We start from the raw sequence: 16,707 nt of genomic DNA on the forward strand, positions 1-16,707 counted from the left end.
CGTTTCTCGACTTCGCTCGAAACGAACGGGGTGAGGGGGCAGGCCCTCGCAAATCACGTCACCCCAAGGCAGCCTTCACCAGCCCGCTCGCCTTGCTCATGTCGATCACCGACCCGTGCCGTTCTTTCAGCACCGCCATCACACGGCCCATATCCTTGATGCTGGCCGCGCCGACTTCCGCCTTGATCCCGTCGATCACGGCGCGGGTTTCATCCTCGCTCATCTGCTGCGGCAGGAAGCTTTCGATCACCTCCACCTCCGCCTGTTCCTTGGCGGCCAATTCGTCGCGACCGCCGTTCTTGAACATCTCAATCGATTCGCGGCGCTGCTTCACCATCTTTTGCAGCACTTCGACAACGACCGTATCATCGTCCGGCACGGTCGACGCGGTGCGCAGTTCGATGTCGCGGTCCTTGATCTTGGCAAGGATCAGGCGCACGGCTGCAAGGCGTTCCTTGTCCCCGGCCTTCATGGCTTCGACCTGAGCGCTCTTAACCTGCTCGCGAATCATGGCGATACGAATCCTGTTCTGCGGGAAAACGCCAGATATAATGCGAAAAGAGATTTTTGACAGTGGTTGACCGCGATGGGCGCAAGGCATAGGTGACCGGCCGTTTAACCCGCTGTAAACGGGTTCCCGCAAAAGCATGAAGGACGCTACGAACATGGCTGCTGCCAAGACCCTCATTGTGCCCAAAGGAGCGACAGGGGTACTGGTTTTCGCCGATGGCTCCGCTGTGTTTGGCCGCGGGTTCGGCGCGACCGGCGAAGCGGTGGGCGAACTCTGTTTCAATACGGCGATGACCGGCTATCAGGAAGTGATGACCGACCCCAGCTATGCGGGCCAGATCGTCAACTTCACCTTCCCGCATATCGGCAATGTCGGCACCAATCTGGACGATGTGGAGGCTGACTTGCCCCACGCCCTGGGTTGCGTCGTGCGCCAGGACGTGACCGAACCGAGCAACTTCCGCAATGTCGAACCATTCGACCAATGGATGAAGGAGCAGGGGCGCATCGGCCTTGCCGGTGTGGACACGCGCGCGCTGACGAGGCTGATCCGGGTGAAGGGCGCGCCCAATGTGGTGATCGCCCATGACCCCGAAGGCCGGTTCGACCTTGAAGCCCTGGCCGCAAAGGCGGCAAGCTGGCCCGGCCTTGAAGGCATGGACCTCGCCATCGAAGTGTCGGCAAAGGAAAGCCGCCTCTGGAAAGATGGCGTGTGGAAGCTTGGCTTCGGCTACGGCAGGGACGAGGCCGGGGAGGAGCGTCCCCATGTCGTCGCCATCGACTATGGGGCGAAGAACAACATCTTCCGCAATCTGGTGAAGGCCGGTGCCCGCGTCACCGTGTTGCCCGCCACCGCCACCTATGAGCAGGTTATGGAGCAAAAGCCCGACGGCGTGTTCCTCTCCAACGGTCCGGGCGATCCAGCCGCCACCGGCGAATATGCGGTGCCGGTGATCCGGCAAGTGCTGGACGCCGACAAGCCCGTCTTTGGCATCTGCCTTGGCCATCAGATGCTGGCGCTCGCCGCCGGTGCCAGGACGATCAAGATGCATCAGGGCCATCGGGGCGCGAACCACCCGGTCAAGCGGCTGGAGGATGGTCTGGTCGAGATCACATCGATGAACCACGGCTTCGCGGTAGACAGCGACACGCTGCCCGCCAATGTGAAGCCGACCCATGTGTCGCTCTTCGACGGTAGCAACTGCGGCATCGAACTGACTGACAAGAAAGCGTTTTCGGTTCAGTATCACCCCGAAGCATCGCCCGGCCCGCAGGACAGTTTCTACCTGTTCCAGCGCTTCGTTGAGGGGCTGAAGTGAGCGTCAACCTTCCTCCGGTCGACGAAGCTCGCCTCGAACAGGAGTGGGAGGCGGACAAGGCCGTCCTTGCCAATCTTGCCGAAAATGGCGACGTGGCCCGCCTCTCGCGCCCGGTCGATGTCAGCTTCAAGGGCAGCGAAAAGGATTTCGAGCGCGTCCTCACCATCGCCAGCCAGTTCGGCTTCGTCGAACTGGACCGCGAAGAGGATGAGGATGGCGACCTGTTCCTCTTCCTCGAATGCGTGCAGCCGGTCGATGAACAGTCAATCCGCGCGCTGACGAAAAAGTGCCTCCAGATCGAAATCCTGTGCGGCGTCGAATATGACGGCTGGGGTTGCGAAGCTCGGACGGGGGCGATGCATTGATCATTCTATCGCAAGCAGTCGCCACCGGCGCCGACCACTATAAGCCAGAGGCCGCATAATGCCCAAACGCACCGACATCTCCTCCATCCTCATCATCGGCGCTGGCCCGATCATCATCGGCCAGGCTTGCGAGTTCGACTATTCGGGCACGCAGGCGGTGAAGGCGCTCAAGGAAGAGGGCTATCGCATCATCCTGGTGAATTCCAACCCGGCCACCATCATGACCGACCCGGAATTTGCCGACGCGACCTATGTCGAGCCGATCACGCCCGAAATCGTGGCAAAGATCATCGAGAAGGAACGCCCCGATGCGGTGCTGCCGACGATGGGCGGCCAGACCGCGCTCAACACTGCGCTCGCCCTGTTCAATGACGGCACGCTGGAAAAGTTCGGCGTCCAGATGATCGGCGCGGACGCCGAAGCCATCGACAAGGCGGAGGACCGGATCAAGTTCCGCGACGCCATGGACAAGATCGGGCTGGAATCGGCCCGCTCGCGCATCGCTCACACCATGGAAGAGGCGATGGAGGCGCTGGAATTCACCGGTCTGCCCGCGATCATCCGGCCCAGCTTCACCATGGGCGGCACAGGTGGGGGCATCGCCTATAATCGCGACGAGTTCATGAACATCGTGCGCGGCGGGCTGGATGCGTCGCCCACCACCGAAGTACTGATCGAAGAATCTCTTCTCGGCTGGAAAGAATATGAGATGGAGGTCGTGCGGGATCGCAACGACAATGCCATCATCATTTGCTCGATCGAAAATATCGATCCGATGGGCGTTCATACCGGCGACTCCATCACCGTCGCACCAGCGCTGACGCTGACCGACAAGGAATATCAGATCATGCGCAACGCGAGCATCGCGGTGCTGCGTGAAATCGGCGTGGAAACAGGCGGTTCCAACGTGCAGTTCTCGGTCAATCCGAAGGATGGCCGCCTGATCGTGATCGAGATGAACCCGCGCGTGTCCCGCTCTTCCGCGCTGGCGTCGAAGGCGACCGGATTCCCCATTGCGAAGGTCGCGGCGAAGCTGGCGGTCGGTTATACGCTGGACGAGATCGAGAACGACATCACCGGCGCGACCCCGGCGTCATTCGAACCGACCATCGATTATGTCGTGACTAAGATCCCCCGTTTCGCCTTTGAAAAGTTCAAGGGGGCCGAGCCGCTGTTGGGCACCGCGATGAAGTCGGTGGGCGAAGTGATGGCTATCGGCCGCAACATCCATGAATCGATGCAGAAGGCCTTGCGCGGCCTGGAAACGGGGCTTTCCGGCTTCGATAATGTCGAGCATCTGGTCGGCGCGTCGAAGGACGACATCATCGCCGCTCTGGCTCAGCCGACGCCTGACCGCCTGCTGGTCGCCGCGCAGGCGCTGCGCGAAGGGCTGACCGTCGCGGAAATCCACAACATCGCAAAGTTCGATCCCTGGTTCCTGGAACGGATCAAGGAAATCATCGACGCGGAAGCAGAGGTGCTTAGCAATGGCTTGCCGCAGGACGCGGACGGCATGCGCCGCCTCAAGGCCATGGGCTTTTCGGACAAGCGCCTTGCGCATCTGGCGCTCAAATCCGCCAATTTGCGCGGCATGGAGCGAGGCATTGCGCGCGGGTCGGGCCTGATCCACGAAGCGGTCAAGGCCATGACCGGCGGTGTTACCGAGGGTGAGGTGCGCAGCCTGCGTCACAAGCTGGGCGTGCGCCCGGTATTCAAGCGCATCGACACCTGTGCCGCCGAGTTCGAGGCGAAGACGCCGTATATGTATTCCACCTACGAAGCCCCGATCTTCGGCGAGGCGGAGAATGAGGCACAGCCCAGCGACCGCAAAAAAGTCGTCATCCTGGGCGGCGGGCCTAACCGGATCGGGCAGGGGATCGAGTTCGACTATTGCTGTGTCCACGCTTGCTTCGCGCTGAGCGAAGCGGGCTATGAAACGATCATGGTCAACTGCAACCCGGAAACGGTTTCCACCGACTATGACACGTCCGACCGCCTCTATTTCGAACCGCTGACGGCTGAGGATGTTCTCGAAATCCTGAGCGTCGAAATGTCGAACGGCACGCTTGCCGGGGTCATCGTTCAGTTCGGTGGGCAGACTCCGCTCAAGCTGGCGCAGGCGCTGGAGGATGCGGGTGTGCCGATCCTCGGCACTTCGCCCGACGCCATCGACCTTGCCGAAGACCGCGAGCGGTTTGCCGCGCTGATCGACAAGCTCAAGCTCAAGCAGCCTGCCAACGGCATTGCGCGCAGCCGGGAAGAGGCGATCGCCGTCGCCAACCGCATCGGCTATCCGGTCCTCATGCGCCCATCCTACGTCCTTGGCGGACGCGCGATGGAGATTGTCGATGGTCAGGCGCAGCTAGAGGAATATATCGCCACCGCCGTTCAGGTGTCGGGCGAATCCCCCGTGCTGATCGACCAATATCTGCGTGACGCCATCGAGGTGGACGTGGACGCACTCTGCGATGGTGATGATGTCGTCGTAGCGGGTGTGCTCCAGCATATTGAGGAAGCGGGCGTCCATTCAGGCGACAGCGCCTGCTCGCTGCCGCCCTACAGCCTGTCGGATGATGTGATCGCGGAGATTGAGCGCCAGACGGACGTTTTGGCCCGTGCGCTGTCTGTCCGTGGCCTGATGAACATCCAGTTCGCGGTCAAGGACGGGGTCGTGTACCTGATTGAGGTCAACCCGCGCGCCAGCCGGACTGTGCCCTTCGTTGCCAAGGCCATCGGTTCGCCGGTTGCCAAGATCGCATCGCGGGTCATGGCGGGTGAGAAGCTGAAGGACCTGCCGAAAATTGATCGTCACGCGATTTCGCACGTCGCGGTCAAGGAAGCGGTTTTCCCCTTTGCGCGCTTCCCCGGCGTTGACCCGGTTCTTTCGCCGGAAATGAAGAGCACCGGCGAAGTCATGGGCATCGACAGCAATTTTGCCACGGCCTTCGCCAAGGCGCAGATTGGTGCTGGCACCATATTGCCGACCAGCGGCACGGTGTTCGTGTCGGTGAAGGACAACGACAAGCCGGTGATCCTGCCTGCGGTGCAGAAACTGGCGGTGCTGGGCTTTACCATCGTCGCCACCGGCGGCACGGCGCGCTATCTGGAAGAGCAGGGCATATCCGTGCAATCGGTGAACAAGGTGGCAGAGGGGCGTCCCCATATCGTGGACAAGATTACCGATGGCGACATCGACCTGATCTTCAACACTACCGAAGGCTGGCAATCGCTAAAAGATAGCAAGGCGATCCGCACCAGCGCGCTACGGGCCAAGGTTGCGAGCTTCACCACAGCGGCGGCTTCGGTCGCGGCTGCCGACGCGATTGAGGCTTTGCGGGGCCATGCCCTTGAAGTGCGATCGCTCCAGTCCTATTATCCCGTGTCGCAAGCCTGATCCCCTGCACAAGGAAGCACGCTGCGGGTGGCCCTGAGTTGGGGCCGCCAAAGGGAAGTTTTGACGAAGGATTTGCAATAATGGCGACCGTCGAGAAGATGCCGATGCTGCAGATGGGCTATGACAAGCTCAACACGCAGCTCCGCGAATTGAAGGCCGAGCGGCCTTTGATCGTGGACGCCATCGAGGAAGCTCGCGCGCACGGTGACCTGTCGGAAAACGCCGAATATCATGCGGCGAAGGAACGGCAGGGACAGGTTGAAGCGACGATCGGGGACTTGGAAGACAAGCTGTCGCGTGCGCAGATCATCGATCCTGCATCGCTGTCAGGCGACAAGGTTGTCTTTGGCGCGACCGTCACCTTGCTGGATGAGGATGACAAGCCCGTCCGCTATCAGATTGTCGGGCAGGCAGAGGCTGACGCGAAGCTTGGCATGATCAGCTATAACAGCCCGCTCGGACGGGCTTTGATTGGGCGTCAGGTTGGCGAAGAGGTTGAAGTCTCCGTGCCGTCGGGTGACAAATTTTACGTCGTCGACAAGATCGAATTCATCTGAACGAGGTGAAATTGCCCGCAGGCCGCATGACCAGCTCGATCGCGGCGATCACCTTTGCTGCGTTCGTGATTCTGTTGCTGGCCCGCCAGATCGACAATGCGGCCATTTTGGGTGGTTTTATTCCTGCCCGGTTTGGTGATCCCGGCCTTTTCGCGGGCGTGGTGGCCGTGCCAGCATGGCTGACGCCGCTCAGCTGCGCGCTGATCCATGCGGGATGGCTGCATATCGGCTTCAATCTGTTGATGCTGGTCTTTTGCGGTCGGCAGGTCGAACAGGTGCTTCAGAAGGGCGCCTTTCTGATCCTCTACATCGCTGGTGCTTATGGTGCGGCTGCCCTGCAATGGGCGATCCAGCCAGATTCGCTCAATCCCATGGTCGGGGCCAGCGGCGCAATATCGGCAGTGATTGCGACCTATGCCTTGCTCTACAGCCAGCAGTCGATTCGCCGGATCGGACCTTTTTCGGCCAATCTGCTGCGCGTCCTGTGGCTGGCCGCCGGATGGATCGCGATCCAGCTGATGATCGGGGTGGCAACAGCAGGCGGCATCGGCGATCTGGGGCAGATCGCAGTGGCGGCGCATATCGGTGGCTTTCTGGTCGGCCTGCTGCTCACGCGCCCCTTGTTGTGGTGGCGTTTTCGCAAAGGGCCGCAACCGCTGATCTGACGCCGCCGTCTGGCGCTTATCTTATTGGGTCTGGGGCAGGTCAGGTTCCAGCAGACGATGCAGATGCACGATGACATAGCGCATCTCTGCATCGTCGACCGTGCGCTGCGCCGCTCCGCGCCACGCATTTTCCGCCGACGCAAAGTCCGGGAAAACACCCACTATGTCGATTGAACCCAGATCTTCAAATTCAAGCGTTTGAGGGTCCTTGACGCGACCGCCCATGACCAGGTGGAGCTTGCTCATATATTTTGTAATCTCCCTCGGAAGGAACGGGCAGCCTTAGCAGTGAGGCCGCCCGCATCCAAGCGGAAGGAGTGACGCGATCAGCGTTTTGGCAATCGGGCCTTCAACGACTCGCTTACCGTGTCGATCTTGCTCGCGACCAGCGACGCAAGGCTATCCGCCATGCGCGATGCAGTGCCGCTGATGTCGGCGGATGCAGCGGTTTCCCGCGCGGATGCGGCGGCGTGGCTCGCGCTTTCACGAGCATGGTGAAGCGCGTCGGTGGCGCTGGACTTGACGCTTTCCGCTCCCTCGGCTGCGGCGGCTCGCGCGGCAATGGCGGCTTCCACGACCCGGCTGCCTGCGGTGGTGGCCAGGGCGGGCAGGGCCTTGAGCGCCGCGCGGCTCTTGGGGAACATCCATGCGATCACGGCGCCAGCGGCAACCGCGCCAGCTACCGCGGCGATCGGATGTTCCTGAACGATCTCGTTCGCGCGCGTCGCAACCCGCTGCGTGCGTTCGCGCGCATCGCTATAGGCATCTTCTGCCCGTTCTCGGCTGTTTTGAATTAGGTCGCTGGCGCTGCCACGCGCCTTGCCCGTCGTGTCGCGCAGCTTTTCCGTTGTCGTTTCTGCAATATCGTTCGCGGCGTCGCGTACGCGAGTGATCTGGGCGCGAATGTCAGCCATCGTCTTTCTCCGATTGATCCGGGGTGCGGTTAGTAATTCGAACGTATATGCGCCGGAAAAGTGCCGAAAGCGGACGGCGGAACAGGTAGATGGCCAAGGCCCCGGCAGCCGCGCTCGTTGCAACGGGGCGCTCGCTGATCTGGGTCATGGCCGTTGAACTCACCTTGTGAAGTCCGTCCGAAACCTTGCCCTTGACGTCCTGCTTTAAACGGGTGGGGGACAGTCGGGCCTTCGCCACCGTGGCGCTGGACCGAAACGCGGCTTTCTTTTGTTCGACCTCAATAGTTGCACGCTGATATTGCTCTTCCGCCGTCATGACTGGACCGCTTTCTTCATGCGTGAGATCCGCGACCTTGCCAGCAGCAGCAGCAATAGAGCCACCAGCAGGGATGACCCAAAGACGATGACCGTGGCCCATCCTGCGCCCACCTGAGGTTCGAGCGTCAGGATTAGGCCGACGAGAAAGGCAATCAGCCCGGACAGGGCCAGCAGGAAACCGGCCGCGCCAAAGATGACGGCATCCTTGACCCCGGACCCGACAATGCCCGCGCGCAGCTTTTGCCGTTCAATCTCCGCGTCGGCGTAGGCGCGTCCGTCGGAGTATAGACGGGCGAACGCGGCGCGAACGCTGTCTCCGTCTTCCTCCGCTTCCGGGCTCGCCACAAGGATTGGCTCTTCAGTCAAACGCCCCTCCGCCCCAGGCCGGGGTCTTGGCTAATGAAATGAAAATTGCGCTATGCCTCGTCATCAGATCCCTTGGCCAGGCGCATGAGCACGAAGCCGACGACAGCCGCCGCACCGATGGCGACCGCAGGACTTTTGCGCACGAAATCGCGCGCTTCGGTCATCAATTGATCGACATCCTTGCTGTCCAGCTTGTCCGCTGCCCCGGCCACGGTTTCGGCAGCCTGCCGGGCATAGTCGCCATATTGGGGGCCAAGTTTCGCATCGACGGTCCCGGCTGTGTCGGAAATCAACTTGGCCAAGCTCTGCATCGCTGAGCCGGTCCTGTCCTTGGCCGCGCCTGCAGCCGACATGGCCGTTTTTGACGCCTGATCCTTCAAGGGGTCGATATGCGTTTTCCAATCAACCGCGCTCAGCTTTTCGGTAGCCGTCTTGACGACCTTTTCAGCCTGCGCCTTGATCGGTTCAATCTGGGCGGTCCAGCCTGCCGCTGTCTTGCCCGCCGGGGTGTCAGGTGCACTTGTCGTGGCTGCAACCTTCAACGGCGCGGCTGGTTTTGGCGCTGTTCCGGCACCCTTGGCTGGCTTTGGATTGGGTGCTTTCCTGGCGCGCTTTGCGGGTGGAGTTCCGGGTGTGTCGGCCATCGTCCTATGTCTCCTCAGATATGGTGGGGTCGCGATGCGGGCGGATGGATATCCGTCCTAATGCTTCGCGGCGTGCCACAGTTCCGTTGCCGTTACTAATTTGAGCATCGGCATTTTTCAGTTCCTTGCAAGCCCCTGCATTGCCATTCTGAAAGCCGCTGTCTAAGCGGTGCGCAAAGCAGGCCCAATGCAGTATTTCAGGGAGCGACCATGACCGCTATTCTAGATATCCACGCTCGGCAGATCCTCGACAGCCGGGGCAATCCCACTGTCGAAGTCGATGTGATGCTGGAGGACGGCAGCTTTGGTCGCGCGGCGGTGCCGTCGGGGGCTTCGACCGGGGCCTATGAAGCCGTTGAAAAGCGCGACGGCGACGCTAGCAAATATCTGGGCAAGGGCGTGCTTGCCGCCGTGGCAGCCGTGAATGATGAGATTGCCGAACAGTTGATCGGTTTCGACGCGGAAGACCAGGCCGAAGTCGATGCGGCGATGATCGCGTTGGACGGGACGGAGAATAAGGCGCGGCTTGGCGCCAATGCGATCCTGGGCGTCAGCCTGGCCACGGCGAAGGCTGCGGCGGACGCGCGCGGCTTGCCGCTGTATCGCTATGTCGGCGGCGTTTCCGCCCATGTGCTGCCGGTGCCGATGATGAACATCATCAACGGTGGCGAACATGCCGACAATCCGATCGACTTCCAGGAATTCATGATCATGCCGGTCGGTGCGGAAAGCCTGGCCGATGCGGTGCGCGTCGGGGCGGAGATTTTCCACACGCTCAAAAAAGGACTGCATGACAAGGGGCTGGCGACGGCGGTAGGCGACGAGGGCGGTTTCGCGCCCAACCTGTCGTCGACGACGGACGCGCTGGACTTCATCCTCGCCTCCATTGAAAAGGCCGGGTACAAGCCGGGTGACGACGTGATGCTGGCGCTGGACTGCGCATCCACGGAATTTTTCAAGAACGGAAAATATGAGATGGTGGGCGAGGGCAAGAGCCTGACCTCCGCCGAGATGGCCGATTATCTCGCCGACCTGGTCGCCCGTTATCCGATCAAATCGATCGAGGACGGCATGGGTGAGGATGACTTTGAAGGCTGGAAGATCCTGACCGACAAGATCGGCGACAAGTGCCAGTTGGTAGGCGACGACCTGTTCGTTACCAACCCCAAGCGCCTCCGCATGGGTATCGACAAAGGCTTGGCCAATTCGCTGCTGGTGAAGGTGAATCAGATCGGCACGTTGACCGAAACGCTGGCGGCCGTGGATATGGCGCACCGCGCGCGTTACACCGCCGTCATGTCGCACCGTTCGGGTGAGACGGAGGATGCGACCATCGCCGACCTGGCCGTCGCCACCAATTGCGGACAGATCAAGACTGGATCGCTGGCCCGTTCCGACCGGCTCGCCAAATATAATCAGCTGATCCGTATCGAAGAGGAACTGGGCGACGTCGCCGTTTACGCGGGTCGTTCTATTTTTCGATGATATTCTGTTACGGGCTGGCCGCTGGGAAATAGATTTCCCTTGCGGTCAGCGTCCAGCTATGATTCAACTTGTCTATGGCGCACATTGCTAAGCTTCGCATGTTGTTGTTCTCCGCCCTGGGGCCGGCAATTGCGGTGCTTCTTCTTCTTTTCTTTGCGGGTTATGTCGTGCTGGGGTCCAATGGGGTTCTGGCCTGGGGCGATTATACGCGGCAGCTGCACCACGCGAAGGTGGAACTGGCGCAGGTCGCGGCGCATCGCACTGAATTGAAGAACCGCGTAGATTTGCTCAATCCACGGCGGGTCGACCCCGACCTCAGTGATGAGCTGATAAGGCGTCAACTGGGCGTCATCCATAATGATGAAGTGGTCGTTCCGCTGAACTGACCCGAAGGCGGACCACGCCTTTTTCCCAAGTCCTCAAACGTTGCATTTGGCGGACTTCTGCCGCTATACCGGCGTTCCTTCCATCCATGTCCACGCAAAAGGATAAGAGCCTTGGCGAAACCTACGACGCCGCGTCCATCGCGCGCTAAAGCAAAGGGGCCAAACCCTGCTAGCGCCGACCATAACCGGCCTCGCCCTGAAACACCCTCTGCCTATCAGGCGTCCAAGGAAGAACTGATGGAGTTCTACCGGCAGATGGTCCTCATCCGCCGGTTCGAGGAAAAGGCCGGGCAGCTTTACGGCCTGGGCCTCATCGGCGGCTTCTGTCACCTCTATATCGGGCAGGAAGCCGTTGCCGTCGGCATTCAATCCGCGCTTCAGCCGGGCAAGGACAGCGTGATCACGGGCTATCGCGATCATGGTCACATGCTGGCCTATGGCATCGATCCCAATGTCATCATGGCCGAACTGACCGGGCGCGCGGCCGGCATTTCGAGGGGCAAGGGCGGTTCGATGCACATGTTCAGCGTCGAACATAAATTCTTCGGCGGTCACGGCATCGTTGGCGCTCAGGTGTCTCTGGGTGCGGGTCTCGGCTTTGCGCATAAATACAATAATGACGGTGGCGTTTGCGTTGCCTATTTCGGTGACGGCGCGGCGAACCAAGGTCAGGTGTATGAAAGCTTCAACATGGCTGAGCTGTGGAAGCTGCCGATCATCTTCGTGATCGAAAACAACCAATATGCGATGGGCACTAGCGTCAACCGCTCGTCGGCGGAGGATCAGCTTTATCGTCGCGGTGAAAGCTTCCGCATCCCGGGCCTTCAGGTCGATGGCATGGACGTGCTGGCCGTGCGCGGCGCGACCGAAGAAGCGCTGAAATGGGTGCAGGGGGGCAACGGTCCGATCCTGCTGGAAATGAAGACATACCGTTATCGGGGTCACTCCATGTCCGACCCGGCCAAATACCGGTCGCGCGAGGAAGTGCAGGCGATGCGCGAAAAGTCCGATCCCATCGAAGGCGCGAAAAAATACCTCACCGAAATGGGCGTTGGCGAAGACGAGCTCAAGAAAATCGATCAGGACATCCGCAAGATCGTGAGCGACTCTGCCGACTTCGCTGAAACTTCCCCTGAACCGGAAATGTCGGAACTTTATACCGACGTGCTGGTGGAGCAATATTAATGGGTATCGAAATCAAGATGCCGGCGCTGTCGCCGACTATGGAGGAAGGCACGCTGGCCAAGTGGCTGGTGAAGGAAGGCGACGAAGTCCGTTCCGGCGACATATTGGCCGAGATTGAGACGGATAAGGCGACGATGGAATTCGAAGCCGTCGATGAAGGCAAGATCGGCTCGATCGTCGTGCCGGAAGGGTCGGAAGGCGTGAAGGTCGGGACTGTCATCGCGACCATGGCTGGGGAAGATGGCGGGAAGCAAGCCGCTCCAGCGGCAGCTCCGGCGGCCAAGGAAAGCGAGGCCGAACCTGAAAGCGCGCCGAAGAAGGCGGAAAGCGGTACGTCAAAGCTGACCACCGAAGTCCGGGCAGCCGTTCAGGACCCCGACTTGCCCGAAGGCACCGAAATGGTGAAGACGACTGTTCGTGAAGCATTACGCGACGCCATGGCGGAGGAGATGCGTCGGGATGAGCGCGTCTTCGTCATGGGCGAAGAGGTTGCTGAATATCAGGGTGCCTACAAGGTCACGCAGGGGCTGCTGGCCGAATTTGGCGAGAAGCGCGTCATCGACACGCCTATTACCGAATATGGCTTTGCAGGCATCGGTGCCGGTGCGGCGATGGGCGGCCTGCGTCCGGTGATTGAGTTCATGACGTTCAACTTCGCCATGCAGGCGATCGATCACATCATCAACTCCGCGGCCAAGACCAACTATATGTCGGGGGGCCAGATGCGTTGCCCGATCGTGTTCCGTGGTCCCAACGGCGCTGCCAGCCGCGTCGGTGCGCAGCATAGCCAGAATTACGGCCCCTGGTATGCTGCGGTTCCCGGCCTGATCGTCATCGCCCCTTATGATGCGGCGGACGCCAAGGGGCTGCTCAAGGCCGCGATCCGTTCGGAAGATCCGGTCGTGTTCCTGGAAAATGAGCTGGTCTACGGTCGCAGCTTCGACGTGCCCAAGCTGGACGACCATGTCCTGCCGATCGGCAAGGCGCGGATCGTGCGGCAGGGCAAGGACGTGACCCTGGTCAGCTATTCGATCGGCGTCGGCATCGCGCTGGAGGCAGCGGAAACGCTCGCGTCCGAAGGCATTGATGCCGAAGTGATCGACCTTCGCACCCTGCGGCCGCTCGACACGGCGACGGTGTTGGAAAGCCTGAAGAAGACCAACCGCCTTGTGGTGGTCGAGGAAGGCTGGCCAGTCTGTTCGATCGCGTCGGAAATCACGGCGGTGGTGATGGAGCAGGGTTTCGACGACCTCGACGCTCCAGTGCTGCGCGTGACGAACGAAGACGTCCCGCTGCCCTACGCGGCCAACCTGGAAAAGGCGGCCCTGATCGACGCGGATCGGGTCGTCGCTACCGTGAAGAAGGTTTGCTACAAAGAGTAAGATATTACGGGGATGAAGGCGGGGATATCGCCTTCATCCCTAATCCTTTCTCACTTAGTGAGATGCGCGCTTGCGATTGCTTTTTGGAAAAGTTTTGCAAGAGCAGCTGAAATATCGTCGTCGCTCGTGACCTGGTAGAACAGGCCAGGCGATGCGCACTTGCTAAGTGCGGGGCTGATTTTTTCAGGGGATGAAAGATAGGGATTTCGAACATTTGTAATCGACCAGCTGTCATTAGCCGACTCATATAGGTATTCGGTGTAAAGAACCGCTATGCGGATACCGCGTGCTTTTATCGTATCACACTGACTGGTTGGAATTGGCCCTAATTTACGGCCACTTCTGTTTTCGTCTCGCATGCCATCGGTGATGAGGAACAGCATCGCCTGCGGCTTATCGCCTGATTGGTTGGTGCCATTGCCTGGGATGAGGGGCATATCCGCCAATGAACCGTCGAACGCAGTTGTAAAGTCAGTGTCTTGGTCGTTGTTGTTCACGCCGCAAGTCACCTGATTATTTCTGCAAACAGTCAACATCGTCAGTTTTGACGCGGCTGTTTTCGCATTGGTTGAATTTGTCGGCGTTTTTTGAACAGCATTGTAAGCGACGTCGAACTGAGAAATCGCGAAGCGATAGGCTGCCCCCGTGTTTGTGCTAGTCTCCGTCGCAGTGTCGGTGAGATTGACGACCGCCTTCTGCACGAGGTCCATCCGCAATGTGAGGTTCAGCGTGGTTTTCGCTATATAGTAGTTATCGACATATTTGCCGCCCACCTTCTTGGTGCCGCCGGGGTCGGATGATGAAGTTTCGGTCTGGTGGCAGGCGAAGGCGCATCCTACCCCACCGCCTTGGCTCTTGGTAGCGTTGATCATTGCGGCAATTCCGGTCTTGGTAGCCGGTATCGCCATGGATGGGGACGTGTCGATGAGCAAATAAAAGTCGATATTCGGCGCTTGCGTGGCACTGGATTCCGATGTCCCGCCAATTGCTATTGACGGCATGCGCAGGACGCTTCCAAATATGTTGCTGGAACGTGCGGAATAGGTCACGACCGCGGTGCGGTTGGATGAAGCTCCCACCTGGTCAGTCACTGTCACGGTAAGCTGTGTATTAGGATCAAATATTAGGTTTTTCAGCCCTGATGTTTGAGTCTTGAAGACATTCAGAGCCTGTGCCCTTGCTTCTGCTGCAGTTTTCTTCATCGATGAAGTCGTTACGGCGGAGAGGGCTGCCGCGTCAGCAATCGCGTTCATCTTTGTTTGCAGCCGAGCGGCCTGACTATAGTCCACCACCATGCCCGTGCCGAACGCCATCGGCATCATTGCGAAGGCAGCAATCATCAGCACATTTCCGCGTTGATTACGCGGAAGGCCGAGGATGGAAGAAGACAATCGGGTTGCCATGACCGTGATTCGCCTATTTGAGAGGTATTTGGGTTGAGAGCCGGGGATACATGTAGATGGAATCTGTCATCGTCACGGATGGAATCAGGCCAGCCGTATAGTTCGTCGTGTAGTTGTAGCTGGTTTCTGCAAGGATGACGTAGCTGTCGTTTTGCGCTATTCCTGACGGAACAGTGATCGAACTGTCTTTGGCCCTGGCTGTGCCGTTCCTTGCGCGGCTCCATATCACTTTTGCCACACCCCCGGCGTCGATATAAATCTCCGAAATCAGATAACGCCCCGGTGACGCATCGTAAGGTGCCATAATCTGTGTAGTTGCAGCTAAGACGGCGTCAGCATCAGTGGTGGTCAAAGATGAGTATTGGGTTGTCAGATCCGCAATCGCTCTTGTGGTAATCGACACTTTGCGCTTGGTGGTCATCGCATCGGTCACCTGGAATGTGCCGAGATAGAGCAGAATGAGGACAGGTGCGCTGACAGCGAACTCAACTGCAGCAAGCCCACGTTGACAGCGAACCAACTTCCAGATGGTGCGGAACATGCCCTGTATCATATGCTCTCATTCTTGAATACGAGCGTGGAGACCATAAGTCTTTTCCCATTGGGCTGATTTGCCAATGTAAAGCCTAAGGGGCCATAAGCACTCGGAGACAAGTACATTATTCTCATAATGACAATGTCGCCTTGATCGCCAAGGTCAAATTTCCAACTGTTTGAAACGTTGCCACTATTGTCATATGTTATATTTGGCTTGCTTGTACTGATGGAGCTTATCGACGTAAATGCATTGACGTCTATCATCACCGAGCTGCATGGCATGAAGCTGGGCAACTTGCTGCAAGTCAGATTTTTAAACTGCGTTGCCGTCATGTTGGCGCTGGATGCCTGCCCGGTCATGACTACGCGCCCGACTTTTTCAGCTGCGGTTTCTAGGGTTTGCTGAGTAAAAAGCGAGATGCTTGTCTGGAATACAGCTAAAATGAGGGCTATCAGGGGAGCGGCGACGAACGCAAATTCAATGATGGCAGCACCTCGCACGTCCTGTGCAAGCTGTGTCAGCTTTGGTTTCTCGATGCTGATCGGCTTCGTGACCATCGTTGATTTGCCGCCTGTCGAGCAGGCTCCTTGCGCATATTTAATATTGGCCTAGTGAATATGTCTGAATCAGTTAGAAAATCATTAAATCCGGGTTCGCTTGGGTTTATCCTGTCAGCATATGCAGGCGTTGATGCGCCGAAGCATCGGCTTATATGGGCGCTCGACGGACGTTTTGGGCAACTGGTAACCACTACCACCGAGCCGATGATCGGCCGGATAAGGCTGGCTTGGTGGAACGATGCTCTGACAGATAGCAATCAGCTGATGGGGCGAGGGGAGCCTCTTGTCGATGAACTACGCCGGTTGAAAGTTGTGCCGCTAGCTGGGTTAACCCAGTGGCTTGATGGCTGGGAGTGCCTCGTTGGTGAAATGGACCTTCATGGCTATGCAGCCGGTCGAGGGGGCGGTCTGTTTCGTGCGCTTGCGGGCCAGGAAGAACTCCCCGACTGGCTGACCCGCGCTGGTGCTGTATGGGCGCTCTGGGACTTGTCCGGGCATTGCAGCGAGCAGAGGATTGCGGAAGAGGCCGTTGCATTTGGACAACAATATTTGCTCGACAAAGATCCAGATTGGTCGGTGGTGCCACGCCCTTTGCGTATCGCTTATCAACTTGCGCGTCATGATGTGGAACGGGGTCGGTACGCTCCGGTCGGATTGACGCCGACCCGATATCTGAGATTGATGCGCATAGGGCTGGTGGGACGGTAGGGGATTTA

Annotated in this window: 19 protein-coding genes; 10 read left to right on the top strand and 9 right to left on the bottom strand. The window is 59.1% G+C overall.

The features are described from left to right. Positions 1-58: 58 nt before the first annotated feature. Positions 59-511, bottom strand: coding sequence for a GatB/YqeY domain-containing protein (locus FHS54_RS06910; RefSeq protein ID WP_167303067.1), 453 nt, complete (start codon positions 509-511; stop codon positions 59-61). Between the two features lie 154 nt (positions 512-665). Here FHS54_RS06910 and carA point away from each other — a divergent pair, with 154 nt between their 5' ends. From carA to FHS54_RS06935, 5 genes are all read left to right on the top strand, one after another. Next, on the top strand, positions 666-1,829 hold the full coding sequence (carA, locus tag FHS54_RS06915; protein ID WP_167303068.1) for a glutamine-hydrolyzing carbamoyl-phosphate synthase small subunit: 1,164 nt from the start codon (positions 666-668) through the stop codon (positions 1,827-1,829). Further along, positions 1,826-2,194 (top strand): ribonuclease E inhibitor RraB, encoded by a 369-nt coding sequence (locus FHS54_RS06920; protein WP_167303069.1) that lies wholly within the window; start codon positions 1,826-1,828, stop codon positions 2,192-2,194. The genes carA and FHS54_RS06920 overlap by 4 nt, the downstream gene beginning before the upstream one ends. A gap of 58 nt (positions 2,195-2,252) precedes the next feature. After that, positions 2,253-5,588 carry a carbamoyl-phosphate synthase large subunit gene (carB, locus tag FHS54_RS06925; RefSeq protein ID WP_167303070.1) on the top strand — a complete coding sequence of 1,112 codons (3,336 nt, stop codon included), beginning with the start codon at positions 2,253-2,255 and terminating at the stop codon, positions 5,586-5,588. Between the two features lie 80 nt (positions 5,589-5,668). After that, positions 5,669-6,145 carry a transcription elongation factor GreA gene (gene greA, locus FHS54_RS06930; RefSeq protein WP_167303071.1) on the top strand — a complete coding sequence of 159 codons (477 nt, stop codon included), beginning with the start codon at positions 5,669-5,671 and terminating at the stop codon, positions 6,143-6,145. A gap of 26 nt (positions 6,146-6,171) precedes the next feature. Next, complete coding sequence (locus FHS54_RS06935; RefSeq protein ID WP_167303072.1) at positions 6,172-6,810, top strand: rhomboid family intramembrane serine protease; 639 nt, start codon at positions 6,172-6,174, stop codon at positions 6,808-6,810. A gap of 21 nt (positions 6,811-6,831) precedes the next feature. Here the strand turns inward: FHS54_RS06935 and FHS54_RS06940 are convergent, their stop codons facing one another. The 5 genes from FHS54_RS06940 to FHS54_RS06960 all read right to left on the bottom strand — a co-directional run bounded on the left by FHS54_RS06940 (position 6,832) and on the right by FHS54_RS06960 (position 9,052). Beyond that, positions 6,832-7,056, bottom strand: coding sequence for a DUF4170 domain-containing protein (locus FHS54_RS06940; protein WP_167303073.1), 225 nt, complete (start codon positions 7,054-7,056; stop codon positions 6,832-6,834). 80 nt (positions 7,057-7,136) lie between these two features. Beyond that, entirely contained in the window at positions 7,137-7,724 is a 588-nt protein-coding gene (locus FHS54_RS06945) for a DUF883 family protein (RefSeq protein ID WP_167303074.1), read from the bottom strand. Beyond that, positions 7,717-8,040 (bottom strand): hypothetical protein, encoded by a 324-nt coding sequence (locus tag FHS54_RS06950; RefSeq protein ID WP_167303075.1) that lies wholly within the window; start codon positions 8,038-8,040, stop codon positions 7,717-7,719. Before FHS54_RS06950 ends, FHS54_RS06945 begins: the two co-directional genes overlap by 8 nt. After that, positions 8,037-8,408, bottom strand: a complete 372-nt coding sequence (locus FHS54_RS06955) for a phage holin family protein (RefSeq protein WP_167303076.1) — start codon at positions 8,406-8,408, stop codon at positions 8,037-8,039. The genes FHS54_RS06950 and FHS54_RS06955 overlap by 4 nt, the downstream gene beginning before the upstream one ends. Positions 8,409-8,458: 50 nt before the next feature. Then, complete coding sequence (locus FHS54_RS06960; RefSeq protein WP_167303077.1) at positions 8,459-9,052, bottom strand: hypothetical protein; 594 nt, start codon at positions 9,050-9,052, stop codon at positions 8,459-8,461. 210 nt (positions 9,053-9,262) lie between these two features. On the opposite strand from FHS54_RS06960, the gene eno reads away from it, so the two are divergent. The 4 genes from eno to FHS54_RS06980 all read left to right on the top strand — a co-directional run bounded on the left by eno (position 9,263) and on the right by FHS54_RS06980 (position 13,490). Continuing rightward, positions 9,263-10,537, top strand: a complete 1,275-nt coding sequence (gene eno / locus FHS54_RS06965) for a phosphopyruvate hydratase (RefSeq protein WP_167303078.1) — start codon at positions 9,263-9,265, stop codon at positions 10,535-10,537. Between the two features lie 74 nt (positions 10,538-10,611). Continuing rightward, positions 10,612-10,923, top strand: coding sequence for an FtsB family cell division protein (locus FHS54_RS06970; RefSeq protein WP_167303079.1), 312 nt, complete (start codon positions 10,612-10,614; stop codon positions 10,921-10,923). A gap of 111 nt (positions 10,924-11,034) precedes the next feature. Next, a complete protein-coding gene (gene pdhA / locus FHS54_RS06975) occupies positions 11,035-12,108 on the top strand; it encodes a pyruvate dehydrogenase (acetyl-transferring) E1 component subunit alpha (protein ID WP_167303080.1) in 1,074 nt (357 codons plus the stop codon). Further along, positions 12,108-13,490, top strand: coding sequence for a pyruvate dehydrogenase complex E1 component subunit beta (locus tag FHS54_RS06980; RefSeq protein ID WP_167303081.1), 1,383 nt, complete (start codon positions 12,108-12,110; stop codon positions 13,488-13,490). The genes pdhA and FHS54_RS06980 overlap by 1 nt, the downstream gene beginning before the upstream one ends. 50 nt (positions 13,491-13,540) lie before the next feature. Here FHS54_RS06980 and FHS54_RS06985 read toward each other — a convergent pair whose 3' ends face one another. From FHS54_RS06985 to FHS54_RS06995, 3 genes are read right to left on the bottom strand one after another with little or no spacing between them, the layout of a single operon-like run. Beyond that, positions 13,541-14,893, bottom strand: coding sequence for a TadE/TadG family type IV pilus assembly protein (locus tag FHS54_RS06985; RefSeq protein ID WP_167303082.1), 1,353 nt, complete (start codon positions 14,891-14,893; stop codon positions 13,541-13,543). 13 nt (positions 14,894-14,906) lie between these two features. Further along, positions 14,907-15,434 (bottom strand): TadE/TadG family type IV pilus assembly protein, encoded by a 528-nt coding sequence (locus tag FHS54_RS06990; protein ID WP_167303083.1) that lies wholly within the window; start codon positions 15,432-15,434, stop codon positions 14,907-14,909. A gap of 8 nt (positions 15,435-15,442) precedes the next feature. After that, complete coding sequence (locus FHS54_RS06995; protein ID WP_167303084.1) at positions 15,443-15,988, bottom strand: TadE/TadG family type IV pilus assembly protein; 546 nt, start codon at positions 15,986-15,988, stop codon at positions 15,443-15,445. 60 nt (positions 15,989-16,048) lie between these two features. On the opposite strand from FHS54_RS06995, the gene FHS54_RS07000 reads away from it, so the two are divergent. Beyond that, positions 16,049-16,699: a hypothetical protein gene (locus tag FHS54_RS07000; RefSeq protein ID WP_167303595.1), complete on the top strand. Its 651-nt coding sequence runs from the start codon at positions 16,049-16,051 to the stop codon at positions 16,697-16,699. Positions 16,700-16,707: the final 8 nt, after the last annotated feature.

The organism is Sphingobium vermicomposti, from assembly GCF_011762025.1.
GTDB classification, from domain to species: domain Bacteria; phylum Pseudomonadota; class Alphaproteobacteria; order Sphingomonadales; family Sphingomonadaceae; genus Sphingobium; species Sphingobium vermicomposti.

What these genes read in the sequence shown, in the direction of transcription:
- FHS54_RS06910 (WP_167303067.1), bottom strand. Translation starts at nt 511, where the DNA reads ATGATTCGCGAGCAGGTTAAGAGCGCTCAGGTCGAAGCCATGAAGGCC.
- carA (WP_167303068.1), top strand. Translation starts at nt 666, where the DNA reads ATGGCTGCTGCCAAGACCCTCATTGTGCCCAAAGGAGCGACAGGGGTA.
- carB (WP_167303070.1), top strand. Translation starts at nt 2,253, where the DNA reads ATGCCCAAACGCACCGACATCTCCTCCATCCTCATCATCGGCGCTGGC.
- greA (WP_167303071.1), top strand. Translation starts at nt 5,669, where the DNA reads ATGGCGACCGTCGAGAAGATGCCGATGCTGCAGATGGGCTATGACAAG.
- FHS54_RS06935 (WP_167303072.1), top strand. Translation starts at nt 6,172, where the DNA reads ATGACCAGCTCGATCGCGGCGATCACCTTTGCTGCGTTCGTGATTCTG.
- FHS54_RS06940 (WP_167303073.1), bottom strand. Translation starts at nt 7,056, where the DNA reads ATGAGCAAGCTCCACCTGGTCATGGGCGGTCGCGTCAAGGACCCTCAA.
- FHS54_RS06945 (WP_167303074.1), bottom strand. Translation starts at nt 7,724, where the DNA reads ATGGCTGACATTCGCGCCCAGATCACTCGCGTACGCGACGCCGCGAAC.
- FHS54_RS06950 (WP_167303075.1), bottom strand. Translation starts at nt 8,040, where the DNA reads ATGACGGCGGAAGAGCAATATCAGCGTGCAACTATTGAGGTCGAACAA.
- FHS54_RS06960 (WP_167303077.1), bottom strand. Translation starts at nt 9,052, where the DNA reads ATGGCCGACACACCCGGAACTCCACCCGCAAAGCGCGCCAGGAAAGCA.
- eno (WP_167303078.1), top strand. Translation starts at nt 9,263, where the DNA reads ATGACCGCTATTCTAGATATCCACGCTCGGCAGATCCTCGACAGCCGG.
- FHS54_RS06970 (WP_167303079.1), top strand. Translation starts at nt 10,612, where the DNA reads ATGGCGCACATTGCTAAGCTTCGCATGTTGTTGTTCTCCGCCCTGGGG.
- FHS54_RS06980 (WP_167303081.1), top strand. Translation starts at nt 12,108, where the DNA reads ATGGGTATCGAAATCAAGATGCCGGCGCTGTCGCCGACTATGGAGGAA.
- FHS54_RS06985 (WP_167303082.1), bottom strand. Translation starts at nt 14,893, where the DNA reads ATGGCAACCCGATTGTCTTCTTCCATCCTCGGCCTTCCGCGTAATCAA.
- FHS54_RS06990 (WP_167303083.1), bottom strand. Translation starts at nt 15,434, where the DNA reads ATGTTCCGCACCATCTGGAAGTTGGTTCGCTGTCAACGTGGGCTTGCT.
- FHS54_RS06995 (WP_167303084.1), bottom strand. Translation starts at nt 15,988, where the DNA reads ATGGTCACGAAGCCGATCAGCATCGAGAAACCAAAGCTGACACAGCTT.
- FHS54_RS07000 (WP_167303595.1), top strand. Translation starts at nt 16,049, where the DNA reads ATGTCTGAATCAGTTAGAAAATCATTAAATCCGGGTTCGCTTGGGTTT.